Source organism: Mycobacterium sp. NAZ190054 (assembly GCF_001545925.1).
Lineage (GTDB): Bacteria > Actinomycetota > Actinomycetes > Mycobacteriales > Mycobacteriaceae > Mycobacterium.
On record NZ_LMVQ01000135.1, the window covers coordinates 15,928 to 38,730 of the forward strand.

23 protein-coding genes are annotated in these 22,803 nt (G+C 69.3%); 12 read left to right on the top strand and 11 right to left on the bottom strand.

Annotation, left to right across the window (positions count from 1 at the left end):
* Nucleotides 1-14: 14 nt before the first annotated feature.
* From ASJ79_RS11450 to ASJ79_RS11470, 5 genes are all read right to left on the bottom strand, one after another.
* The gene (locus tag ASJ79_RS11450; RefSeq protein WP_067955195.1) at nt 15-1,601 is read right to left on the bottom strand and encodes a regulator; all 1,587 of its coding nucleotides are present in this window, start codon (nt 1,599-1,601) and stop codon (nt 15-17) included.
* Between the two features lie 11 nt (nt 1,602-1,612).
* Nucleotides 1,613-2,305 carry a cysteine hydrolase family protein gene (locus tag ASJ79_RS11455; RefSeq protein ID WP_067955197.1) on the bottom strand — a complete coding sequence of 231 codons (693 nt, stop codon included), beginning with the start codon at nt 2,303-2,305 and terminating at the stop codon, nt 1,613-1,615.
* Nucleotides 2,302-3,702 (bottom strand): allophanate hydrolase, encoded by a 1,401-nt coding sequence (locus tag ASJ79_RS11460; protein WP_067955199.1) that lies wholly within the window; start codon nt 3,700-3,702, stop codon nt 2,302-2,304. Before ASJ79_RS11460 ends, ASJ79_RS11455 begins: the two co-directional genes overlap by 4 nt.
* 57 nt (nt 3,703-3,759) lie before the next feature.
* Nucleotides 3,760-4,431 carry a GntR family transcriptional regulator gene (locus ASJ79_RS11465; protein WP_067955202.1) on the bottom strand — a complete coding sequence of 224 codons (672 nt, stop codon included), beginning with the start codon at nt 4,429-4,431 and terminating at the stop codon, nt 3,760-3,762.
* A 126-nt stretch (nt 4,432-4,557) separates the two neighbouring features.
* Nucleotides 4,558-5,988, bottom strand: a complete 1,431-nt coding sequence (locus ASJ79_RS11470; protein ID WP_067955204.1) for an FAD-dependent oxidoreductase — start codon at nt 5,986-5,988, stop codon at nt 4,558-4,560.
* A gap of 86 nt (nt 5,989-6,074) precedes the next feature.
* Here ASJ79_RS11470 and ASJ79_RS11475 point away from each other — a divergent pair, with 86 nt between their 5' ends.
* Nucleotides 6,075-6,638: a TetR/AcrR family transcriptional regulator gene (locus ASJ79_RS11475; protein ID WP_067955207.1), complete on the top strand. Its 564-nt coding sequence runs from the start codon at nt 6,075-6,077 to the stop codon at nt 6,636-6,638.
* A 31-nt stretch (nt 6,639-6,669) separates the two neighbouring features.
* The gene (locus ASJ79_RS11480) at nt 6,670-7,296 is read left to right on the top strand and encodes a PaaI family thioesterase (protein ID WP_067955209.1); all 627 of its coding nucleotides are present in this window, start codon (nt 6,670-6,672) and stop codon (nt 7,294-7,296) included.
* Here the strand turns inward: ASJ79_RS11480 and ASJ79_RS11485 are convergent.
* Nucleotides 7,268-9,277 carry an FUSC family protein gene (locus ASJ79_RS11485; RefSeq protein ID WP_067955211.1) on the bottom strand — a complete coding sequence of 670 codons (2,010 nt, stop codon included), beginning with the start codon at nt 9,275-9,277 and terminating at the stop codon, nt 7,268-7,270. The genes ASJ79_RS11480 and ASJ79_RS11485 overlap by 29 nt on opposite strands.
* A gap of 31 nt (nt 9,278-9,308) precedes the next feature.
* Here ASJ79_RS11485 and ASJ79_RS11490 point away from each other — a divergent pair, with 31 nt between their 5' ends.
* Together ASJ79_RS11490 and ASJ79_RS11495 are read left to right on the top strand one after the other, a co-directional pair.
* Nucleotides 9,309-10,028 carry an EthD domain-containing protein gene (locus tag ASJ79_RS11490; protein WP_067955213.1) on the top strand — a complete coding sequence of 240 codons (720 nt, stop codon included), beginning with the start codon at nt 9,309-9,311 and terminating at the stop codon, nt 10,026-10,028.
* Nucleotides 10,025-10,783, top strand: a complete 759-nt coding sequence (locus tag ASJ79_RS11495) for an enoyl-CoA hydratase/isomerase family protein (RefSeq protein WP_067955215.1) — start codon at nt 10,025-10,027, stop codon at nt 10,781-10,783. The genes ASJ79_RS11490 and ASJ79_RS11495 overlap by 4 nt, the downstream gene beginning before the upstream one ends.
* A gap of 2 nt (nt 10,784-10,785) precedes the next feature.
* On the opposite strand, the gene ASJ79_RS11500 is transcribed toward ASJ79_RS11495, so the two are convergent.
* Complete coding sequence (locus ASJ79_RS11500) at nt 10,786-10,974, bottom strand: bacterioferritin-associated ferredoxin (protein ID WP_067955217.1); 189 nt, start codon at nt 10,972-10,974, stop codon at nt 10,786-10,788.
* Between the two features lie 9 nt (nt 10,975-10,983).
* Nucleotides 10,984-11,616, bottom strand: coding sequence for a fatty-acid--CoA ligase (locus ASJ79_RS11505; protein WP_067955219.1), 633 nt, complete (start codon nt 11,614-11,616; stop codon nt 10,984-10,986).
* A gap of 241 nt (nt 11,617-11,857) precedes the next feature.
* Here ASJ79_RS11505 and bfr point away from each other — a divergent pair, with 241 nt between their 5' ends.
* The 7 genes from bfr (at nt 11,858) to ASJ79_RS11540 (ending at nt 18,386) form a co-directional block, all read left to right on the top strand.
* The gene (bfr, locus tag ASJ79_RS11510) at nt 11,858-12,337 is read left to right on the top strand and encodes a bacterioferritin (protein WP_067955221.1); all 480 of its coding nucleotides are present in this window, start codon (nt 11,858-11,860) and stop codon (nt 12,335-12,337) included.
* A 110-nt stretch (nt 12,338-12,447) separates the two neighbouring features.
* Nucleotides 12,448-14,505: an MDR family MFS transporter gene (locus ASJ79_RS11515; protein WP_067955223.1), complete on the top strand. Its 2,058-nt coding sequence runs from the start codon at nt 12,448-12,450 to the stop codon at nt 14,503-14,505.
* A gap of 33 nt (nt 14,506-14,538) precedes the next feature.
* Nucleotides 14,539-15,021 carry a carboxymuconolactone decarboxylase family protein gene (locus ASJ79_RS11520; protein WP_067955225.1) on the top strand — a complete coding sequence of 161 codons (483 nt, stop codon included), beginning with the start codon at nt 14,539-14,541 and terminating at the stop codon, nt 15,019-15,021.
* Between the two features lie 29 nt (nt 15,022-15,050).
* A complete protein-coding gene (locus ASJ79_RS11525) occupies nt 15,051-16,391 on the top strand; it encodes a glutamine synthetase family protein (RefSeq protein WP_067955227.1) in 1,341 nt (446 codons plus the stop codon).
* Complete coding sequence (locus ASJ79_RS11530; protein ID WP_067955229.1) at nt 16,392-17,498, top strand: amidohydrolase family protein; 1,107 nt, start codon at nt 16,392-16,394, stop codon at nt 17,496-17,498. It begins immediately after the preceding gene.
* 43 nt (nt 17,499-17,541) lie between these two features.
* Complete coding sequence (locus ASJ79_RS11535; RefSeq protein ID WP_067955232.1) at nt 17,542-17,910, top strand: helix-turn-helix transcriptional regulator; 369 nt, start codon at nt 17,542-17,544, stop codon at nt 17,908-17,910.
* A complete protein-coding gene (locus ASJ79_RS11540; RefSeq protein ID WP_067955235.1) occupies nt 17,901-18,386 on the top strand; it encodes an SRPBCC domain-containing protein in 486 nt (161 codons plus the stop codon). The genes ASJ79_RS11535 and ASJ79_RS11540 overlap by 10 nt, the downstream gene beginning before the upstream one ends.
* On the opposite strand, the gene ASJ79_RS11545 is transcribed toward ASJ79_RS11540, so the two are convergent.
* The 3 genes from ASJ79_RS11545 to ASJ79_RS11555 are packed head-to-tail and all read right to left on the bottom strand — an operon-like array spanning nt 18,383 to nt 22,407.
* Nucleotides 18,383-20,146, bottom strand: coding sequence for an amidohydrolase family protein (locus ASJ79_RS11545; protein ID WP_067955237.1), 1,764 nt, complete (start codon nt 20,144-20,146; stop codon nt 18,383-18,385). The genes ASJ79_RS11540 and ASJ79_RS11545 overlap by 4 nt on opposite strands.
* A 10-nt stretch (nt 20,147-20,156) precedes the next feature.
* On the bottom strand, nt 20,157-20,627 hold the full coding sequence (locus ASJ79_RS11550) for a nuclear transport factor 2 family protein (RefSeq protein ID WP_067955238.1): 471 nt from the start codon (nt 20,625-20,627) through the stop codon (nt 20,157-20,159).
* On the bottom strand, nt 20,617-22,407 hold the full coding sequence (locus ASJ79_RS11555; RefSeq protein WP_067955240.1) for an amidohydrolase family protein: 1,791 nt from the start codon (nt 22,405-22,407) through the stop codon (nt 20,617-20,619). The genes ASJ79_RS11550 and ASJ79_RS11555 overlap by 11 nt, the downstream gene beginning before the upstream one ends.
* A gap of 144 nt (nt 22,408-22,551) precedes the next feature.
* Here ASJ79_RS11555 and ASJ79_RS11560 point away from each other — a divergent pair.
* Nucleotides 22,552-22,803 (top strand): DUF4233 domain-containing protein (locus tag ASJ79_RS11560; RefSeq protein ID WP_231750822.1); only part of this gene is annotated, 252 nt, incomplete at its 3' end.

The following is a 22,803-nucleotide window of genomic DNA, read 5'->3' on the forward strand; positions in this document are numbered from 1 at the left end:
AAGTCTGAGGTAATCTACGACACCTCGCCGGCGCGGTGTGGGTGCGGTCCCACGGCGGCACTCCCGGGAAGGAAGCGGAACGCCACGCACACGGCGCCGAAGAGCAGATAGCCGAGCGCCACCTGCGGACTGGCGGCCCAGGCCACCTCGGGAGCGTGGATCAGCCCGATGAACGACAGCGCCGCGCCGACCGCCGCGGCCGCCGCGGCGGCGAGGAACCTCTTGTCCAGGATGTAGGTGACCATCGTGCCGAGGATCAGGCCGACGAGCACGGCGCCCTCGCCGAGGGTTTTCAGCCCCTCGTAGACCACCCCGGCACCGTCGAGCGCCTCCGCGGTCACCTCGGCCGCCGAGGTTCCGGCGGCGCTGAGCGCGTTGTCGACCATGCCGCGTCCCCACTCGGCCAGATTCGGCAGCAGCGCGGCCACGACGGCCACCGCATGCAGTCGCGGCACCGCCTGGAAGGCCTGAGCCCCGATCAGCAGGCCGATGTAGAGCAGGATCGGGACGATCGCGGGAACCGGCAGCAGCGCGGCCAGCACCCCGAAAAGCCCGGCGAAGCAGAAGATTCCGATCACCGCGCCGCTGGCCAACGAGTAGCCGGCCCGGCCGCCGGCGTCCTTCCAGCCGGGATGGCCGATGTAGACGGCGGGCGGGAACGGTGAGCCGAACGCCGATCCGATCACCGCGCCCGCTCCGTCGGCGAGCAGCACGCTGCGCAGGTTGTAGTTGTCACCCGCGGCGGCCGCGCTCTCGACGTTGCTCATCGCCTCGGTGAAGTTGTAGACCCCGAGCGGGATCGCGGTCCCGAGCAGGGGCGCGAGGTCGGTGAGCCCGTGCCACAGCATGTCGATGCGCAGATCCGGGATGCCGACGGCGATGTCGCTGAAGGCCTGTCCGACATCGGGTGCCGACATGTAGCCGCCGGCCCAGCCGATCGCCGTGCCGACCAGGAGCGCGACCAGCCCGATCGGGACATTGCCGGGGAGCTTCACGTCGGTGAAGAATCCGATCAGGATGATGGCCAGCACGGGCAGTCCGATCCAGGCCACCTCCCACATCTGGGCGGCGGGCCGCATCGAGATGAACGTGATCGAGATGCCCGCGAGCGTGCCCAGCATCGCCGCTCGAGGTGTCAGCTTGCGGATGAACGGTCCGAGGAACGCACCGATCATCACGATCACGCCGATCAGGAAGGCCCATGCCAGGCCGGCCTGCCATGCCTGCACCGGGTCGTCGGTGGCCAGGTACACCGGCAGCATCACCACGAAGACGACGATGAACATGTGCGGCACGCTGGGGCCGTAGGGCAGCGCGGTGACATCGGATCTGTTCTCCCGCTTGGCGAGCCGCCGGGCCAGGAAGGTGTAGTACAGGTTGCCGAGGACGAGTGCGACGCCGAGCGCCGGCAGCACGGTGCCGAGCACGTCGCCGGCGGGAACGGCGACGACACCGATCATCAACGCCGTCAACGTGAGGACGTTGACGAGGATGTTGAACCCGAGGCCGAAGAAGGCGTTGGTGTCGCCGCGGGTCCACCACGGCAGCACGGCGGCCCGGGCGGCGGGCGGTTCGATCGGATTGGTGACGTCAGTGCTCATCGGATCCTCGCTCAGGCCGCTGTGACGGTGAGTTGATGCAGTGCCGGGATCACCGCGGAGGTGCCGGCGACCCAGCCGAAGATGCCGCCCTGGGCCTTGATCATGTCCAGCCCCACGCGCTGGAACTCCGGGAAATACGAACCGACGCAATCGGATACGACGAGGCACTCATAGCCGCGGTCGTTGGCTTCGCGGGTCGTGGTGTGGACGCACACCTCGGTGGTGACGCCGGTGATCACCAGTTGGGTGATCCCGGCCCGGCCCAGCACGTCGGACAGCCCGGTGGCGTAGAAGGCGCCTTTGCCCGGTTTGTCGATGACCACCTCGCCCTCGATCGGCGCGAGTTCGTCGATGATGTCGTGACCGTACTCACCGCGGATCAGGATGCGGCCGTATCGACCGGGGTCGCCGATGCGTTTCGACGGCGCACCGCGGTTGAGTTTGGCCGGCGGACAGTCCGACAGGTCCGGTTCGTGCCCCTCCCGGGTGTGGACGACCAGGACGCCCGCCGATCTGGCCGCCGTGAGCAGCGCGGCGAGGGGCGGGACGACCTCGCGCAGCCGGCCGACGTCGTTGCCGAGGCTCTCACCGAACCCGCCGGGCAGCAGGAAGTCTCGCTGCATGTCGATGACGAGGAGCGCCGTCTTTCCGGCGACGAGCGGGAAGGGCGACGGTTCGGCGGGAACGTCGACGGTGTGGTTCACAGGCACTCCTCGGAGGTGATCAGGGCAGCGGGTTCGGCACGGGTCGGGCGCGGCTCGTCGAGGATCTGGGCGGCCAGCTGCAGCACGGTGTCATCGGTGAGCGCCGGGCCGAGCAACATGGCGCCACAGGGCCGGCCGCCGGCGGTGACACCGACCGGGATCGCGGCACCGAGCAGGTCGAGCAGGTTCCCGAAGTGCGTGTAGTGCCCGAGCACCGTGTTGCACTCGACCGGGGCGGTCAGCACCTCGTCGACGGTGAACGTGGTGCCGATGGTCGGCACCACGAGAACGTCCATGCCCTGCCAGAGCCGGGCGACGACAGCCTTGAGTTCCTGCAGTTTCTGCAGCGCGGCGAACGCGTCGACGGCGGTGTACGAGAGCCCACCTTCCAGGATGTCGCGAACCACCGGGTGGATCGAATCCGGGTGTGCGGCGAGGAAGTCACCGAACTCGACGAGCCGTTCGGCGACCCAGGGACCCTGGTAGAGCAGCGTTCCCGCGGCCAGGAACGGGGCGAGCGACACCTCGGTGACGGGATGGACGCGGCTGAGCTGTTCGCGGAACGCCTTGTGCGCCAGGCGCATCTCGTCGTCGCCGAAGAACTCGAGCTCGTCCTGCGGTGGCACTCCGATCCGGACCGGGCGGCCCGGGTGCCGGGGCCCGCGGTCCCGTGACCACGGGTCGGCGTCGTCGCGGCCGACCATCACGTCGAGTACCCGGTCGACGTCGTCGATGCAACCGGCCATGACACTGAGGCAATCCAGCGAACGGCAGGCAGGGACCAGTCCGACGGTGCTGATCAGACCGCGGGAGGGTTTGAAGCCGATGACACCGTTGAGTGCGGCGGGAACCCGTCCGGACCCGGCGGTGTCGGTGGCGACGGCGAACGGGACCTGACCGAGCGCCACCGCGAGCGCGGAGCCGGAACTGGAACCGCCCGAGATCATCTCACCGCCGTACACGCTCCGGGGGATCGTGTACGGCGTGCGGGTGCCGTTCAGCCCGGTGGCGAACTGGTCGAGGTTCGTCTTGCCGACGTAGAGCGCTCCGGCGTCCAGCAGCTTCTGCACCGCGGGGGCGGTGGTCGAGGCGATGTAGGCGTAATCCGGGCAGGACAGCGTGGTCGGCCGCCCGGCGACATCGATGCTGTCCTTGACCCCGAACGGCACGCCGTAGAGCGGAAGAGTCCGTGCGCCGGGCCGGCGTTCGATGGCTTCGGCGGCCGCGATCAGCTGGTCGCGGGGTTCGGTGGACAGCCAGGTGCCGTCATCGCCGCGGGCGGCGATCGCGTCGGCGACACGGGCGGCCGTCTTGGCGGGCGACCCCGTTCCGCTCGCGTGCGACGCGAGGATCTCAGCCACAGAGGGTCCGGTGGAAGGCCCCCGAAGATCATCCATATCTGTCGATTGTCGACAAAATGATGGCGAACAGGGGTCGGGTGTGTGTCTTTTGTGTTAGCGCTCCGGCTCCAGGCCGAGGTAGTGCAGGTGTCCGTGGTCGCGGATGGCGGCGACGACGACTGCGGGGTCGTTGGTCTCCAACGCCGTCAGGAGCTCTTTGTGCCGTCCCAGGCCGTCGTCCGCGGCGCGCCGGCGGGCCTCTTCGCGCAGGTTCCTGGCCATCGGCAGCTGCAGCTTGACCAGGATCGGCTCCAGTGCGATGTCGAGCTGACGGTTCTTGGCCAGGCCCACCACCGCGGCATGAAAAGCGCGATGGGCGTCGTCGCGGTCGAGCGGATCCGACGCCGCGTCCATGCGTTCGAGCGCGGCACGGACCGGCTCGAGGTCGTGCTCGGGATCCGGTAAGGGCAGCGCGCTCTCGACGGCGTGGCGCTCGAGGACGTTCCGCAGCTCGAACAACTGGAGGATGTCGGTAGGGGACCACTCGGCGACGCGGGAACCCCGACGGGGCAGGTGCTCGACTACGCCCTGCTGCGCGAGCAGCCGCAGCGCCTCACGCAGCGGCGCCCGGCTGATGCCGAAGTCGGCGCACAACTGCTCCTCGATGATCTTCTCGCCGGGCGCGAGCTCACCGGACAGGATCGCGGCGCGCAGTCGGTGGGCGGTGACTTCCACCAGAGTCGCGGGCAGCGTCAGCCGAGAAGGCCCTCCGCTCGACGCTGCCATGGCACACAATCGTAGGAACTATTGCGCGTTCGCGCAGAATCGCGCCTGCCAGATCTCCTGATGCGTTGCCGTGCAACTTTTTTCAGGGATGACCGTCGAAGGTGGTGGCATCCGCGCCGCGAGACGTCAGAGTTCAGGGAAGCGCACGAACCAACGCTTCAGGAACCGGTCCAGTTCGGCGCCGTCGGTCCCCGACGCGGCGAGGTAGCCGTCCGGTCGCACCAGCGTCCAGCCGTCCGCCACCCGCGCCGGGCGCACCGTCACCACCCCGACCCACCCGCGCGCAGCGGCCGACACCGAGCCGTCGTCGGTGAACAGGGTCAGCGCCCCGAGGTCGAGCTCGTCGTACAGCCCCGCCACGTCCGGCACCCGCTCGCCGGCCCGCTCGTTGAGACCGGCACCCCGGTACGCCGCCGACAGCTGGCCGAACATCGCCGCGGCCGCGTCCTGCACGCGTGAGCGCGCCAGCGCCCGCGGCGCGACCCGGGTACGCATCGCGTGCACGAGAGCGTTGGTGGAGTTGAAGACCCGCGTGCCGACCTCGGTGAATCGCACCAGCCGGCGGATGACCGGCAGGCGTTCCGACGAATACGTATCGAGCAGTTCGGGTTTGGCGCGCCCGTCGAGCACCATCGCGAGCTTCCAGGACAGGTTGATCATGTCCTGGATGCCGAGGTTCATCCCTTGGCCGCCGGCCGGGCTGTGTACGTGTGCGGCGTCCCCGCCGAAGAACACGCGTCCGGCGCGCAGGGTCTGCACATGCCTGCTGTTGATCCGGAACCGCGAGCTCCAGTTCTGCGAGTGCAACCGCACCGGGACGTGCACCACCCGCTCGAACAGCTGCTGGATGTGCGCGGTCGTGGGTTCACCGCGTTCCCCGGTGATGCCGTCCGGATCGGTCGCCATCATCCGGAACCGGCCGCCGCCCATCGGAAAAGTCGCCACAAACCCGCTGCGCGCCAGGAAGATCGACACCTGATCGTCAGGCAGCTCCCCGTCGATCTGCAGATCGGCCAGCACGTAGTTGTGGGGGAGGGTGCGCCCGGGGAAGTCGAGACCCGCGGCCTTGCGCAACGTGCTGTGCGGCCCGTCGGCGGCGATGACGTAGGAGGTGCGGACCACCTCCTGCACGCCGTCGCTGGTCAGCGTCACCTCGACCCCGGCGGTGCACTCGCGCACCGCGGTGACCTCCACCCCTCGCTCGACCTTCACCCCCTGCCGGTCCAGCTGCCCGGTGAGCAGCCGCTCGGTCTCGGACTGGGCGAGCATCAGGATGAAGTTGAACCGGCTCGGCATCCGGTTCAGTTCGATCGAGGCGAGCCTGCGACCGTCGGCGTGCAGGGCCGCCCGGCCCGCCCGGTTCCCCAGCGCGAGCATCTGCTCACCGACCCCGCGCACGCGAAGCAGTTCGAGCGTGCGGGCCTGTACGGCCAGCGCACGAGACTCCGGGGACGGCGCCTCGGCACGGTCGACGATCCGGACCGACACCCCGAGCCGGGACAGTTCCAGTGCAGCGGTCAGTCCGGTGGGGCCGGCTCCGACGACCAGCACGTCCATGACACCCTCCTTAAGTCAACGACTGTTGACATAGACGATAGGCCGAAGATCGCGTTTGTCAACGATTGGTGACTTATTCTCTGACGGTGGCATCGACACGGGCACGCAATGCCGAGAACACCCGGGCGGACATCCTGGCGGCCGCGCGTCGGCGTTTCGGCGCCGAGGGCTACGAACGGACCACCTTGCGCGCGGTCGCCGCGGACGTGGGCGTCGACCCCGCCCTGGTCATCCGCTACTTCGGCAACAAGCAACAGTTGTTCGCCGCGGCCTCGGAGTTCCAGCTGCATCTGCCGGACCTGCGGGGGATGGAGCCCGGCGCGATGGCCGACGCCCTGTTGGAGCGCTTCTTCGCGGTGTGGGAACGCGACACCACCTTCGTGGCGTTGCTGCGAGCCGCCATGACGAGCCCGGTGGCGGCCGAGACCATGCGCGGCGTGTTCGCCACGCAGGTCGCCCCGGCCCTGGCCGCCGTCGCACCGGACAATCCCGCCCCGAGGGCCGTACTCATCGGCTCGCTGGTGATCGGCATGGCGACCACCCGCTACGTTCTCGAAGCGCCGGCCGCGCGCGCGCTGAGTCACGACGAGCTGATCCGGTGGGCTCGGCCGGTGATCAGCGGCCTGCTCACCGGCCCACCCCCCACGTGACGCGGTTGTTGACACATGTTCTAGTCGAGGGGTGCTGGAGTACACCCGAGTCGACGGCCTCAGTGCCGCTGACGTGGCGCGGCTGCGGGCCGTGTACGAACCCTTGACCGAGTCGGTGCGCGAACTGATCGACGCGACGATCCGCACCGAGGCCGACGCCGACACCGTCGCCACCGCGAAGGCCGAGATCGACGCCGCCACCGCGCGGCTGCGTGGTGCGCAGCGCGACGGTTCGTTCGGAATCCAGTACGGGGCCGACGGGATCCCGATGCCGTGGGGCAACGCGGTGATCGGCGTGCGCAATCCGAGCGCTCCGCCGCTGGTGATCCGCAAGGAGCCGGACGGGTCGGTCCGCAGCGACTTCTATCTGGGTGCGGCGTTCGAGGGTCCGCCCGGCCACGTGCACGGCGGCGTGTCCGCCAAGATCCTCGACCACGTGCTGGGTGACGCGGCCAGCGCCCCGGGCGTGCACCGCCTCACCGGCACCATCACTGTGCGATATCGGCGGCTGACGCCGCTGGGCCGGTTGCACTCCGAAGCCCGGATCACCCACACCGACGGGTTCAAGACCTACGCGGTCGGGCACATCGCCGACGACACCGGGGTGACGGTCGAGGCCGAGGCGGTGTTCATCGAACCGAAGTGGGCCCGGGGCTGACGCTGATCGACGACACACTGCGGGTGATGGCGCCGATCTCGGCGACCAGGACGCGGGCCAGGCCCTCGCCGGGTCCCTGACGCGGCACCGCGTCACGCAGCCGTTGTTCGGCCGCCGCCAGCTCGGCGCCGTCCACCGTCCACGGCGACGCGGCGGTCGGCGGATCCCCCCGCAGCGCTTCGACGTACTCGTCGACGGCGACCACGAGTTCGCGGTCCGCGGTGACGGCGTGCGCCGGAAGGTGATCCTCCAGCGTCGCGCAGGAACTGGTCACGGTGTTCAGCGCGGTGCGATAGGCGCGCAGCCAGTGCCGCAGTTCGCGCGACTCCATCCGCATGGCCCCGGAGGTCGCCTCGAACGACGCGCGCGCCCGGAACGCCCGCTGCCAGGCCGCGGTCATCGCCTCCCGCGGGTTGTCGAGGTCGTGCACATAGGCCTTGATCACCGTTGCGGCGTAATCGATCTCCGTCTTGAGCAGTTCTCCGGCGCGCTGCGACAACCTGGTCATCGCGTCGTCGGGCAGCACGACGTGGGCGACCAGCGCCAGCCCGCCGCCGACCAGGGTGGCCAGCAACGGATCGCCGAGGGCGGCAGGGACGCCGGGCCGACCGCTGTCGACGAGGAACACGGCCGCGGCCGCGACCCCTGCCGCGGTGGCGACGTAACCGGACCCGGACAGCACACACGCCACCCCGATCGCGAGCACGGCCAGCGCCGCCGACACCCCGACACCGGGGTCCACGATCACCAGCACCGCCGACGCCGCCAGCATCCCGACCAGCACGCCCGCCAGCCGGCCCACGCAGCGGGTGTAGGTGTGCGCCGTTTCGGGCCGAAGCACCAACAGCAGGGTCAGCGGGATCCAGACGCCGTACACGCCGCCGGAATACCGGTCGACCGCAGTCCCGACGGCGATCGCGGCCGCCAACCGCACCGCGTGCCGCAGCACCTGCGACCGACGGTCGAGGTGGCCGCGCACGGCGGCGACGATCGAGCTGACCGAGGTACGCAACTCGGGGCGCCGCACCCGCACCGCGTCGGGCGCCGAGGGGACGAAATCGCCTAGCCGCATCGCCACCGCCTCGTGCAGCAGCGCCGACAGCCGCTGTGTCACAGCCTGTTCGGCGCCGCCGACGGCGCTGGAGACACTGTCGAACCGGCTGATGGCCACGTCGGCGCGCACCCGGCCCGACCTGCTCGTGTCGGCCACCGCGGCGAGCGTGTCGGCGGCCTCGTCGAGCGTGAGGGCCAACGCCTCGGAACGGTCGGGCATGTTCGAAACGTCGGCCAGGGTGGCGGCGATCCGTTCGGGTAACGCGTACCAACCGCGGTAGGACACCGGCCGGCGCTGCCGACCCGCAGCCGTGAACGCGTCGCGCAGGTCGGTCAGCGGTTCGGAACGCACCGCCGGGCCGTCGCCGACGCTGCCGTCGCCGATCTTCCTGGCGTCGGCAGCCAGCGCCCGGTACGCCCCGACGAGCGCGTCGCGCTGCTGACGCCAGCGCACCGGCGGCCACAACGCGATCACCCAGATCTGCAGAAGCCCTCCGGCGACGGCCAGCAGCACCGTCACCAGCACCGAGGCCGGGGACGACGCGACGGGCGGAGCCGACACCAGCAGCGCCACCGAAGCCGCTCCGATCAGGCCGGCGTTGGCGCCCAGCGCCCACAACAACGACGCCCCGAAACACCACAGCACCGCCACGGCGATGAACGCGGGGGAGAACCCGGATGTCGACGAGCCGAGCAGAACTGCCGCTCCGGTCACGGCCGAGACCAGCAACAAGACCGTGACACGTCCCCGCGGACGGTCCTGCAGTGCCGTCGCGCAGGCCACGGCGGCGGCCCCGACGGCCGCCGTCGCCGATCCCGGCGGACCCCATTGCACGGCCACCACGGCCACCGCCGCGACGCACAGCAGACTGCGCAGCACCGCGGCGAGGTCGGGCATCGCCGACCGCAGCACCAGGCCCTTGAACACGCGTCCATTCTGACCCGGCTATGTTCGCCCAGTGGAGAAAGTCGTGATCACCCTGCGCGGCGCGCCGGCCGACGAGGACTGGTGCACGAGGCTGCGCACCGAAGTCGCCGAGACCCTGCTGAACACGGGCGCGCCCGGGCTGACGGTTAATGTCCGCGACGCACCGGTGCGGGATTCGCTGATGACCCTGACCACCCTCGACCCGCCGGTGCTGGCTTTCGTCAGCATCTGGACCCAGCAGTACTACGGGGACCAGATCCGCACCGCCGTCGAGACATTGGGGCGACACTGCGACCACGTCGCCGCCTACCTGGTGACCGAATCGGTGCCGATGGCCGCGCCGCGCACCGGCCCGGGCGAACGCACACCGGGTCTGGCCAACATCGCGCTGCTGCGCAGGCCGGCCGACATGGACGAGGCGACATGGCTGCACCGGTGGCACCACCACCACACGCGGGTCGCCATCGACACCCAGTCGACGTTCGGTTACACCCAGAACACCGTCGTCCGGGCGCTCACCGACGGAGCGCCGGAGATCTCCGCGATCGTCGAGGAGTTGTTCCCGATCGAGGCGACATCGGACCTGCACGCGTTCTTCGGCGCCTCCGACGACGCCGACCTCGACGACCGCATGTCGCGGATGGTGGCCAGCACCAAGGCCTTCGGAGCCAACGAGAACATCGACACGGTACCGACCAGCCGCTACGTACTGCGTGACCCGTTCGGCGTCGGCGATAGGCTGCCGCGGTGACTCTGCAGATCAGCGACGAGAACCGGGTCCGGACCCTGACCCTGAACCGGCCCGAGGCGCTCAACGCGTTCAACCAGGAGCTCTACCTCGCCACCGCGACCGCACTGCGCGACGCCGACGCAGACCCCGACGTCGCGGTCGTCCTCCTCACCGGAGCCGGGCGGGCGTTCAGCGCGGGCAACGACCTCAAGGAGATGCAGGCGGGCATCGCCGACGGCTCGCTGACCAGTGAGGGCAGCCACTTCACCACGATGATCGACGCGCTCACCGACCTGTCCAAGCCGCTGATCTGCGCGGTCAACGGCGTCGGGCTCGGCATCGGCACGACGATCCTCGGATACGCCGACCTGGTGTTCATGTCGGCCACCGCGCGCCTGAAGTGCCCGTTCACCAGCCTGGGGGTCGCGCCGGAAGCCGCCTCGTCATATCTGTTGCCACAGTTGATCGGTCGGCAGAACGCGGCCTGGCTGCTGCTGTCCTCGGAGTGGGTCGACGCGGACGAGGCCAAGCGGATGGGCATCGCGTGGAAGGTCTGCGAACCCGACGACCTGCTGCCCGAATCCCGCAGACACGCCGAAATCCTTGCCTCCCGGTCGATCCCGAGTCTGGTCGCGGTCAAGAAGACGATCGTGGCGCCCTACCGCGCCGAGATCGCCGCCGCGACCGAAAGGGAGAACGCCCACTTTCAGGAGTTGCTGGGCGGGGTGGCCAACGCGGCGGCACTCGCGAAGTTCACCGGCCGGGACAGGGGCTGACGCTAGCGCGCGACACTCTCCGGCGTGCAGTTGTAGTGCGCCTCGACGATGGCGCGCAGCGTGCGCCGGCACCGCCCGCAGTCGCCGCCCGCGCCGCACGCCTCGGCGATCTCCTTGGACGTGCGGGCACCGTTGGCCACGACCTCGTTGACCACGTGACTCGTGGCGCCGGTGCACAGGCAGACGAACATGGCGGCTCGCTAACCCGGTTCGCCGACGCTCATCAGGTGGGCGAACCGGCCCACGAAGCGGGTCGGGTACGGGCCCATGCCGGCGTTGGTCATCCACTCGGCCGCGGCGTCGGGATGCTCGATCCACTGCCGGGCACCGGCTTCGTCGGCGATCTCCTGCAGGATCAGCACCTCGTGACCGTCGTCCAGCGCGCGGTAGACCCAGATCTTGCGGACGCCACCCTTCTTGAACCGCTCCAGGCCGTCGTGGACCTTCACCATCAGCTCCGACACGTCCGCGACCGAGGACATCACCCCGACGACGACGCGGCCGACGTGCCCTTCGGCGGTGGATCCGTCCAGGTCGATCTTCTCGACGACCTCGCCACCGAAAATAGGCGGAATGTCGTCGACACCGGCAATGTCGAACCATTCGAATATCGCCGGGGACCGCAGCACGTCGCGAATCGAGTGGGCGTTGCGAATTCCGATGGTGACGAGCACCCGCCGCGGTTCCCAAATCGATTCGTAAAGCACGACATGGTGGGCGCCGATCGAGGAAAGTCCGTCGCGATGCCGTTTCAGCCATTCCCACATGCGGTCGATATCGTCGACCCGGAAATCGCAGGCGAGGATGAATGAGTGCAGATCGTACTCACCCATTGGTTATCCTTACCTATTAGTTGGCCGAAAAGAGTTAGCGCAGTCTAACCTTACTTAGCCTAGGCAGTCCAGACTACGACGCTGATCTGGGATTCCATCCAGCCGATCTTCGCCACAACTCGGCTCGCGCAGCGAGATTGCGCTTCGTCAATCGCGTGCCGTGCACTAGATTGGAAGTGCTTGCACATAGCCCGTGCAGATAACGCACGCAATCAGCCCGCTAGGCGTTTAGGAGCATGTCATGCAAGGCGATCCCGAGGTTCTGAAATTGCTCAACGAGCAATTGACGAGCGAATTGACGGCAATCAACCAGTATTTCCTGCATTCCAAGATGCAGGACAACTGGGGCTTCACAGAATTGGCCGAGCACACCCGGAAAGAATCATTCGAAGAAATGGTTCACGCCGAGGAGATCACCGACCGCATCCTGCTTCTCGACGGCCTGCCGAATTACCAACGGCTGTTCTCCCTGCGGGTCGGACAGACCGTGCGCGAGCAGTTCGAGGCCGACCTGGCGATCGAGTACGAAGTGGTGGCGCGGCTCAAACCGGGGATCATCATGTGCCGCGAGAAGGGCGACGCGACGTCGGCCGGGCTGTTGGAGAAGATCCTCGCCGACGAGGAACAGCACATCGACTACCTGGAGACCCAGCTCGAGCTGATGGGCAAGCTGGGTGAGGAGCTGTACCTCGCGCAGTGTGTGTCCCGGCCGCCGCAGTGACGGTTCGGGTTCCGTACCCGGGGGAATGACACCTGCCTGAAAGGCGTAACTTCCATAGCTCATCTAACGATGAGCTGTGCGGAGTTCACTCCTCGACCAGGAAGGCAGGGATGACGGCGTCTTCAGCAGCACACCCCGAGACCACCACACCGGCGGAGCCGACCCCGGTCAGCCCGCACCGGCGCAACGTCATCTTCGTCGCGGTGGTGCTCGGCATGCTGCTCGCGGCGCTGGATCAGACCATCGTCGCGACGGCGCTGCCGACCGTGGTCGCCGACGTGGGCGGCGCCGGCCACCAGTCGTGGGTGGTCACCAGCTACCTGCTGGCCTCGACGATCGTCACGGCGATCGTCGGCAAGCTCGGCGACCTGTTCGGCCGCAAACTGGTGTTCGCCGCGGCCGTCGTCTTCTTCATCGTCGGTTCGGTGCTGTGCGGGATCTCCTCGACGATGGAGATGCTGGTGGCGTCGCGTGCGTTGCAGGGCGTCGGCGGCGGCGCGTTGATGGTCACCTCGGCAGCGCTGATCGGTGAGGTGATCCCGCTCCGTGACCGCGGGCGCTACCAGGGCGCGCTGGGCGCCGTGTTCGGCGTGACGACGGTGATCGGCCCGCTGCTGGGCGGTTACTTCACCGACCACCTGACCTGGCGCTGGGCGTTCTGGATCAACGTGCCCATCGGCATCGTCGTGCTGGTCGTCGCGCTGGCGACGATCCCGGCGCTGGGCAGGCGCGGCAAACCGGTGATCGACTACGCCGGCATCGTGCTCATCGGGGTCGGCGCGTCCGGGCTCACCCTGGCCACCAGCTGGGGCGGCAGCACCTACGCCTGGTCCTCGCCGACGATCATCGGTCTGTTCCTCGGTTCGGCCGTCGCCCTGGTCTTCTTCGTGCGGGTCGAGCTGCGCGCCGCCGAACCCATCCTGCCGATCCGGCTGTTCGCCAGCCCGGTGTTCACCGTGTGCTGCATCCTGTCGTTCATCGTCGGCTTCGCGATGCTCGGCGCGCTGACGTTCCTGCCGACGTTCATGCAGTTCGTCGACGGCGTGTCGGCGACCGAATCCGGCCTGCGCACCCTGCCGATGGTCGGCGGCCTGCTGCTGACCTCGATGGGCAGCGGCGTGTTGGTGAGCCGCACCGGCCGCTACAAGATCTTCCCGGTGGTCGGCACCGCGGTGATGGTGCTGGGCTTCGTGCTGCTCTCGCAGATGGACGCGACGACCCCGATGCTGCAGCAGAGCGCCTACCTGTTCATCCTCGGCACCGGCATCGGCATGTGCATGCAGGTGCTGATCCTGATCGTGCAGAGCACGGTGCAGTTCTCCGACCTCGGCGTCGCCACCTCCGGGGTGACGTTCTTCCGCACCATCGGAAGTTCCTTCGGCGCCGCCATCTTCGGTTCGCTGTTCGCCAACTTCCTCGATGCGCGCATCGCCACGGCGCTGGCCGCCGGTGGCGCGCCCCCCGAGGCCGCCGAGTCCCCGCACGTGCTGCACCGTCTTCCGGACGCCGTCGCGGCGCCGATCGTGACGGCCTACGCGGATTCCCTCGGTCTGGTGTTCCTGTGCGCGGCCCCGGTCGCGGCGGTCGGGTTCGTCGTCGCGCTGACCCTCAAACAGGTGCCGCTCCAGGACCTCGAGGCGTCCGCGGCGCTGGACATGGGGGAGGGCTTCGCGATGCCCTCGACCGGCACCCCGGAAGAGGTGCTGGAGACGGCGGTGAGCCGACTGGTCCGCCAGTCACCGGAGATCCGGCTGCGCAGCATCGCGGGCACCCGCGGCTGCGAACCCGACGTGGCGCTGCTCTGGGCGCTCATCCAGATCTACCGGCACGGTCAGGTGTTCGGCTCGGCACGGCTGACCGAGATGGCCGAGCGGCTGCGTGTACCACCGGAGGTGCTCGAGCCGACGTTCGACCGGCTCGTCGAGCGCGGCTACGCGCTGCGCACCGGAGACCGGCTGTGGCTGACGCAGCCGGGCGCACGCCAGGTGGACGCGGCGTCCGCGGCGCTGGTCAGCCGGATCGTGGCGAAGCTGGAGAGCTCACCGGGCTTCGAGGGCCGCCCCGACCGCGGCGAGGTCGAGGCCGCGCTGGAGAAGATCGCCCAGCGGCTGCTGGTGCAGCGCGACTGGGACGACGAGCGGGCCGATCTGGCCGGCGCTGCACGGTGACACCGTGATCAGCGCGGGGCTACGATGCGGCTCATGAGCCGAATCGGAGATTTCGCCGACGACGACGTGACCGCGTTCGCGGTGAAGTCACCGGAGCTGGGCGCCGCGATGGCCCAGTTCAGCAACGCCGTCTACACCAAGAACCGGCTGCCGCTGCGGGTCCGGGAAGCGGCGCGGATCGTCATCGCCTACGCCAACGAATGCGTGGTGTGCCAGAACACCCGGGATTCCGACGGCGAGGCCAACGGCGTCAGCGAGGAGTTCTACGACTACGCCACGCAGTGGCGCACCTGGCCGGGCTACAGCGATCAGGAGCGCACCGCGATGGAGTTCGCGCACCGGTTCGCCACCGATCACACCGCGCTGCGTGACGACGAAAACTTCTGGGAGCGGGCCAAGGCGCACTTCGACGACGAGCTGCTCACCGACCTGGCGATCTCCTGTGCGATGTGGGTGGGCATGGGCCGGCTGCTGCGCACCCTCGACATCGGCCAGGCCTGCAAGATCACCCTGTAACGGGGCCGCTGCAGCGGCAGAATGGCGTGATGGCAGCCAAACCGCTCGCCGCTGCGGCCATCGCCCAGCTGGAGGCCGACGGCGTCGCCACGTTGATCGGCACCGTCGTCAACCCGGCGGGGCTGATCCACGCCAAGACGGTGCCGCTGCGCCGGATGGGATCGTTCGCCGACCCCGGTCTGGGCGCCAGCCCGGTCTGGCACGTGTTCGCCGCCGACCAGACCGGCATCGTGTTCAGCGACGCCACCGGCGTCGTCGGCGACAAGCGGATCCGCATCGACCTCGGGGCACTGCACATCATCGGCGACGGATTGGCCTGGGCCCCAGGTTCTTTCTTCGACCAGGACGGCACTCCTGATCGGTACTGCGCGCGCGGCGCGCTGCGCCGGGTGCAGGACACGCTGGCCGCGGCGGGCATCGAGGTGCTGGTCGGACATGAGATCGAATTCGTGCTCGTCGGCCCCGACGGCGCGCCGCTGCCGGGGCATCTGTGGGCCCAGTACGGGCTCGCCGGGGTGCTGGAGTACGAGGGGTTCGTCCGGGACGTGACCGCGGCGGCGACGGCGTCGAGTGTTGCGATCGAACAGTTCCACCCTGAGTACGGCGTCAACCAGTTCGAGATCTCGCTGGCCCCGCAGCCGCCCGTCATGGCCGCCGATCACGTCACGCTGATGCGGATCATCGTCGGCCGGGTCGCCCGGAAGTACGGCATGCGTGCCAGCCTGTCTCCGGTGCCCTTCGCCGGAGGCGTCGGAAATGGCGCCCACCAACACTTTTCGGCGACACGTGACGGCGTTCCGCTGTTCTCCGGCGGCGACGGACCCGCCGGCATGACCGCCGACGGCGCCTCGGCGGTGGCCGGCCTGCTGGCCGGGCTGCAGGAGGCGCAGGGCGTGCTGAGCGGATCGGTCCTGTCCGGATCGCGGATGCAGCCCGGCCAGTGGGCGGGCGCCTACGCATGCTGGGGCACCGAGAACCGGGAAGCCGCGGTGCGGTTCCTGTCCGGCGGGGACGCCAACCCGTACGGCGCCAACGTCGAGGTGAAGGTGATCGACCCGTCGGCGAACCCCTATCTGGCCTCGGCGGCGATCCTGGGTCTGGCCCTCGACGGCATCGAGCAGCGTCGCGCGCTGCCCGCCGAGGTGACCGTGGACCCGTCGAGCCTGACCGGCGCCGCGGCCGTGCCGGTGCTGGCCACCGACCTGTCCGCGATCCTCGACACGCTCGACGGTTCGGCCAGGATGCGCGCCATCCTGGGGGACGCGGTCGTCGACGCCGTCGTGGCGGTGCGGCGCTACGAACAGCGCCACTACGCACAGCTGAGCAGCGACGAGCTCACCGCGAAGTTCCGGCTCGCCTGGAGCGTGTGAGTGACGGCCCTGCGGGAGCACGCCGAGGCCGTCCGCCTGGTCGACCACCATGTCCACGGCTGCTGGCTGGCCGCCGGTGACCGGCACCGGTTCGAGAACGCGCTGAACGAAGCCAACACCGAGCCGGTCGCCGCCTTCGACTCGGCCTTCGACACCCAACTCGGCTTCGCGGTGCGCGCGCACTGTTCCGGGCTGCTCGGGCTGGACCGGCACGCCGACGCGGACGCGTACTGGGCGGCGCGCCGCGCTGTACCGGAAGATGTTCTGGCGCAACGGTTCCTCTGCGCGGCCGGGGTCGAGGACTGGCTGGTCGACACCGGCTTCGCGGGCGGGGTCGCCGGCCTCACCGAGCTCGGCGCCCTCGGCGCGGGGCGGGTGCACGAAGTGGTGCGGCTGGAGGCGGTCGCCGAGCAGGCCGCCGCTGCGCCGGGGGACTACGCGGCCGCCTTCGACGAACTGCTCTGGCGGCAGACCCGCATCGCGGTGGGAACCAAATCGATTCTGGCCTACCGCGGAGGCTTCCCCGGCGATCTGTCCGACCCGTCCCCGGCCGAGGTCGCCGACGCGGCCGCTCGCTGGCGCGACGCGGGCGGGACCCGGCTGACCGATCGCGTGCTGCTGCGCTTCGGGCTGCACCGCGCGCTGGGGCTCGGCATGCCGTTGCAGTTCCATGTCGGGTTCGGGGACCGCGACTGCGACCTGCATGCCGCCAATCCTCTTGGCCTGCTCGACTTTCTGCGGCTCAGCGGAGACACCCCGGTGATGCTGCTGCACTGCTACCCGTTCGAGCGCGAGGCCGGCTATCTGGCACAGGCGTTCAACAACGTCTACCTGGACGGCGGGCTGTCGATCAACCACCTCGGTGCCCGCGCGACCGCGTTCCTCGGGCGACTGCTGGAACTCGCGCCGTTCCGCAAGATCCTGTACTCGTCGGACGGGTTCGGCCCGGCCGAACTGCACTACCTCGGAGCCCGGCTGTGGCGCAACGGAATCGCCGCGACGCTGCAGGGGTTCGTCGACGACGACGAGTGGAGTGAGGCCGACGCGATCCGGGTGGTCGACCTGATCGCGCACCGCACCGCCCGGCGGGTATATCGGCTTCCGTGACACCCCTTGACAACCTACAACCATCTGGTTGTATGTTTGTCGGGTGATCGACCTGGACGAGGACCGGACCGACGCGTTGTTCCACGCGCTCGCCGACCGGACCCGGCGCGACATTCTGCGCCGGGTGCTGGCGGGCGAGCACTCGGTCTCCGCGCTGGCATCCAAGTACGACATGAGCTTCGCCGCGGTGCAGAAGCACGTCGCCGTACTCGGCAAGGCCGGGCTGATCACCAAGCGACGCAACGGCCGCGAGCAGTTGGCCAGCGGAGACGTCGCGGCGGTGCGGTCGGTGGCATCCCTGCTGACCGAGCTGGAACAGATCTGGCGTGGGCGCGTCGCACGCATCGACGAACTCATCGCCGCCGACCCGAGGAATCAGAAACCCGACCAGGAGGAACGACCATGCCCGTGACCGACGTCCAGCAGGACCTCGAGAACCGGACCCTGACCATCGTCGCCGAGTTCGCCGCCCCGGTGGAGCGCGTCTGGCAGGTCTACGCCGACCCCCGTCAGCTGGAGAAGATCTGGGGCCCACCGGAATACCCCGCCACCGTGGTCGACCACGACCTGCGCCCCGGCGGCCGCGTCACCTATTTCATGACCGGCCCGGAGGGCGACAAACACGCCGGATACTGGGACGTCACAGCGGTCGACGAGCCGAACGGATTCTCGTTCGACGACGGATTCGCCGACCTGGACTTCAACCCGGACCCGGCGCTTCCGGTGTCGAAGAACGTGTTCACGTTCACCGCACACGGCGACGGCACCCGCTCCACCTTTGTGAGCACCTACGAGTCCACCGAAGCCCTGCAGCAGGTACTCGACATGGGCGTGGTCGAGGGCGCCTCCTCGGCGATCAACCAGATCGACGCGCTTCTCGCCGGTTAACGCACGCCGCGCAGCAACCGGCCGGGCCTGGCGCCGGTGTCGGCCCCGTGGCGCCGCGTCACCACACCGCCGACCACCGTCGCGTCATACCCGGAGGCGCCCTGGATCAGACGGCGACCGCCGGCCGGTAGGTCGTGGACCATCCGCGGCACGTCGAGGCGCAGCGCGTCCATGTCGATGACGTTGAGGTCGGCCTTCTTGCCGGCCGCGATCACGCCACGATCGGACAAGCCGAACAGCGTTGCGGTGTCCAGGGTCTGCTTGCGCACCACGTATTCGAGCGAGAATTTGGGGCCGCGGTGGCGATCCCGGGCCCAGTGCGTGAGCAGGAAGGTCGGGTAGGAGGCGTCACAGATCAGTCCGCAGTGGGCGCCTCCGTCAGACAGGCCGGAGACCGCCGCCGGGCTCTGCATCATCTCGTAGATCGCGCTGTGATCGCCCTCGGCGTAGTTGAAGAACGGCAACATCAGCATGGCGCCGGCGTCGGCCTCCAGCATCAGGTCGTACATCGTCTCCAGCGGGTTCTGGCCGCGGGCCGCGGCGATGGCCGCCACCGTCTTGTCCGGGGTCGGCTCGTAGTCCGGAGGGTCACCGATGGCGTAGATGCGGTCGGCGCTGTACTGCGCCAGCGCGAACAGACCGTCGAGCAGGGCGCCGGGCGTCGGAGGCAGATCCTCCTCGGCGAGGATCGCCGCCTTGACCGCGGGGTCGGCCAGCCGCGCCGCGAGCTGGTCGCGGGTCGATTCGGCCGATACCGCGCGGAACGTCGGCCGGTGGGTGAAGGCGTGATAACCCGGGAAGCCCAGCAGCATGCCGAACGGGCGCGCCGCGAACTGTGCGTAGAGCTCGATACCGTTCTCGTGAGCCTTCTCGGCCCGGTCGAGTTGCCGGCGCCACAGATCCGGTGCGTGCGAAGCCTGGATCAGCGTGAACGACACCGGCCGGTCGATGTCGTCGGAAAGCTTTGCCATCCACTCCATCTCACGCATGCAGGCGTCGGCCGGGCTCTCACCTGCGGTGCCCTGCGGGGCCACCTCGAAGACCGCCCGGCCGCCGGCGGCCATCGCGCGCCCCAGCCCGAACAGTTCCGCTTCCGCGGCGTACGTGCCGGGCACCGCCTGCCCGTCGATCGCCCGGTGCGCCTCGGTGCGGGAGGTCGAGAAACCGAGCGCGCCGGCCTCGATCGCCTCCTGCACGATGCGCGCCATCGCGGCGATGTCGTCGGCGGTGGCCTCCTCGTTGCGGGCCCCGCGCTCACCCATCGCGTAACCCCGGACCGCACCGTGGGCGATCTGGGTGCCGTAATCGACGGCCAGGCTGCGTTTCTCGATCGCGTCCAGGTACTGGGGGAAGCTCTCCCACTGCCAGGTGATGCCCTCGGCCAGCGCGGAGCCGGGGATGTCCTCCACACCTTCCATCAGCTCGATGAGCCACTGCTCACGGCCGGGACGCACCGGCGCGAACCCGACGCCGCAGTTCCCGCTGACCACGGTGGTGACACCGTGCATGCTCGACGGTTCCAGCGTCTCGTCCCAGCTGACCTGTCCGTCGTAGTGGGTGTGCACGTCGACGAACCCGGGCGCGACGATGCGTCCGCTCGCGTCGATCTCCTGTGCGGCCTCGGTCTGCAGACCTCGGTCGTCGCCGTCGCGGCGGCGTACCTCGACGATGCGGCCGTCCTTGATGCCGACGTCGGCGCGGAAGCGATCGGCGCCCGTCCCGTCGACGACGGTGCCGCCGGTGATCTTCAGGTCCAGCATCGGTTGCTCCTCACACCAGTCCGGTCGCGTCGAAGACCCAGGACATGTCGGCGTCGGCGAAGTCCGCCAACCAGGTCGGCGGGGCGTTCTGGGCCAGCGCGGCCATGTCCCAGTAGTCCTTCCACAGCGTGATCCGGCCGTTCTCCACGCGGTGCACGGAGACGAACTTCAGCACGGCGGATTCACCTGTGGCCCAGTGCCATTCCTCGCTGTGCTCGTACATGACGTCGGCGCCGCCGCTGACCATCAGCCCTGGGAAGTTCCGGTAGGCGGCCAGTGGCTCGATGCCGATCTTCAGCCGTTTGACGATGTCCTCGGGCCCACGGGCCGCCGCGGCCGGCCCGACCGGCACGTCGAGGTAGATGCACTCGGGCGCCAGGAAGGTCTTGAGCGCGTCCCAGTCGCGGGCCGAGAGCGCCTCCCACATCCCGTGCACGACGGCCTCGACCTCGCCGGTACGCGTCACCTGATCAACCGACATCGGCCAGCACCCCTTCCCGTGCCGTGAGCGCGGGCGCCTTGTGCGCGGCGCGCAGGAAACGTCCGGTGCGCCGGGTTCCGACCAGCGCGGTGGGTTCGCCGTCGAGGAACACCGCGCGGCCGCCTACGAGGACCGCGGCGACGGTGTCGTCGTTGCGGTTCACCATGCGCGACAGCCCGCCGTACTGCTCGACCGGCGCCTCGGCGTACCGGTCCAATGTGCCGTCGAGCCGCTCGGGGTCGAGGATCACCAGGTCGGCGCGGTCCCCGAGCCGCAGGTGCCCGGCGTCGATGCGGTACCAGTCGGCGAGCTCGCCGGTGAGCCGGTGCACGGCCTGCTCGACGGTCATGAACGGCCGTCCCGCCCGCGCCGCGTCGCGGACGTGGCGCAGCAGCCGCAGCCCCATGTTGTAGAAGGCCATGTTGCGCAGATGCGCGCCGGCGTCCGAGAAACCCATCTGGATGCCGCTGTCGGCGGCCAGCTTCCTGAGCACCTCCGGACGGTGGTTGGAGATCGTGGTGCGCCACCGCAGCGCCTTGCCGTGCTCGAGCACCAGGTCGAGGAACGCGTCCACCGGGTGCAGGCCTCCGCGCTCGCGGCCCACGTCCCCGAACGACTTCCCGACCACCGACGGGTCGGGACACGCGACGATCTCGGCGTCGAAGAAGTCGCGGTGCCACACCCGCATGCCGAATTTCGCGTCGTAGTCCTTGCGGAACCGGCGCCGGTAGGACTCGTCACGCAGCAGCTCGTTGCGTTCGACCTCGTCGGCCAGGTGCAGCGCGGCCGCGCCGGAGCCGAACTCCTCGAAGATGACCAGGTCGATGCCGTCGGCGTACACCTCGAACGGCACCGGCAGATGCTGCCACCGGAAGTTGCCGCCGAGCCGGTTCGCCAGCCGGGCCAGGGGGCCGAGGAGGTTCACCGCCGCCGGGTTGGATTTCACGTCGGCGGCCGAGAGCAGGCTGGTCTTGAGCGGGTTGCGGAACAGGCCCACCGACTGGAACACCTGCGACACCAGGTTGAGCGGGTTCTCGATGTCGGGCCCGGACTGCAGCACGCGACCCGACCGGCGCAGCAGCGACTTCAGCCGGCGCAGTTCGCGGGCCTTGGCGTAGGTCGACGGAAGTGTGCGCGAGCGGCACACCTCACCGTCGAGTTTGTCGAAAAGCAGTTGCTGAGAAGACATCCCGACGAAGCCGGCGCGTAGTGCCTCGGTGAGCATCTGCTCCATCCGGGCCTGCTCGCCGCCGGTCGGCCGCTCCTTCTTGCGGGTCGCGCGGTCCAGTCCCATGGTGGCCGCCCGCATGTCGGAGTGCCCGAGGAACGCCGCGACGTTCGGACCGAGCGGACGCGATTCCAGCGCCGCGATGTACTCCTCGGCGTTGGACCAGGTCTTGTTGCGGTCCACGGCGGCGATCACGTGGTCACGGGGGATGGCCTCGACGCGGCCGAAGATGTCGCCGGCGTCGGCACCGTCGACGTGGACGGTCGACAACGAGCAGGACCCGAGCATCACCGTGGTGACGCCGTGCCGCAGCGACTCCGCCAGCGACGGCCCCTCCAGCACCTCGACGTCGTAGTGGGTGTGGATGTCGATCATCCCCGGCAGCACCCACTTGCCAGCGGCGTCGATCACCTGCGGGCACCCGGTCTCGTCGAGGTCGTCCTCGCTGATCGCGGCGACGTGGCCGCCCCGGATCCCGAGGGTGCGCACCGCCGAGGGCGCGCCCGTGCCGTCGAACCAGCGGCCGCCGCGGATGATCGTGTCGTAGGTCACACGCTCATCGAACAGCGCACACCTAACGGGTGTCAATGAATTCGGTGAACAGATTTTCTCGTCTGTCTACTCGAGGCCGCCGACGTGAGCGAGAGCGCATAATCAGGGCTTGTGACGCCGCTCCAGCGCTACATCGCCGAGGAGATCGCCACCGACCACGTGGACGGGCTGCTCTCCCGGCGCGAGGCGCTGCGCCGCCTGGCGCTGCTGGGCGTCGGCACCGTCGGACCCGGGCTGACCCCGTTGTCGACGGTCTACGTCGTCGGCTTCGCCGTGCTGCTGGTGCTCATGGCGGGCATCCAAGGCCGTCCATGGGCGATCTGGGCCAACCTCGGCGTGCAGCTCGTCCTGGTCGCGGGATGGTTCATCTATCCGGCCGTGGGTTTCATCGGTCTG

Coding starts and splice junctions, on each gene's coding strand:
- ASJ79_RS11450 (WP_067955195.1), bottom strand. CDS start 1,601: ATGAGCACTGACGTCACCAATCCGATCGAACCGCCCGCCGCCCGGGCC.
- ASJ79_RS11460 (WP_067955199.1), bottom strand. CDS start 3,702: ATGGATGATCTTCGGGGGCCTTCCACCGGACCCTCTGTGGCTGAGATC.
- ASJ79_RS11465 (WP_067955202.1), bottom strand. CDS start 4,431: ATGGCAGCGTCGAGCGGAGGGCCTTCTCGGCTGACGCTGCCCGCGACT.
- ASJ79_RS11470 (WP_067955204.1), bottom strand. CDS start 5,988: ATGGACGTGCTGGTCGTCGGAGCCGGCCCCACCGGACTGACCGCTGCA.
- ASJ79_RS11500 (WP_067955217.1), bottom strand. CDS start 10,974: ATGTTCGTCTGCCTGTGCACCGGCGCCACGAGTCACGTGGTCAACGAG.
- ASJ79_RS11505 (WP_067955219.1), bottom strand. CDS start 11,616: ATGGGTGAGTACGATCTGCACTCATTCATCCTCGCCTGCGATTTCCGG.
- bfr (WP_067955221.1), top strand. CDS start 11,858: ATGCAAGGCGATCCCGAGGTTCTGAAATTGCTCAACGAGCAATTGACG.
- ASJ79_RS11515 (WP_067955223.1), top strand. CDS start 12,448: ATGACGGCGTCTTCAGCAGCACACCCCGAGACCACCACACCGGCGGAG.
- ASJ79_RS11520 (WP_067955225.1), top strand. CDS start 14,539: ATGAGCCGAATCGGAGATTTCGCCGACGACGACGTGACCGCGTTCGCG.
- ASJ79_RS11525 (WP_067955227.1), top strand. CDS start 15,051: ATGGCAGCCAAACCGCTCGCCGCTGCGGCCATCGCCCAGCTGGAGGCC.
- ASJ79_RS11540 (WP_067955235.1), top strand. CDS start 17,901: ATGCCCGTGACCGACGTCCAGCAGGACCTCGAGAACCGGACCCTGACC.
- ASJ79_RS11545 (WP_067955237.1), bottom strand. CDS start 20,146: ATGCTGGACCTGAAGATCACCGGCGGCACCGTCGTCGACGGGACGGGC.
- ASJ79_RS11550 (WP_067955238.1), bottom strand. CDS start 20,627: ATGTCGGTTGATCAGGTGACGCGTACCGGCGAGGTCGAGGCCGTCGTG.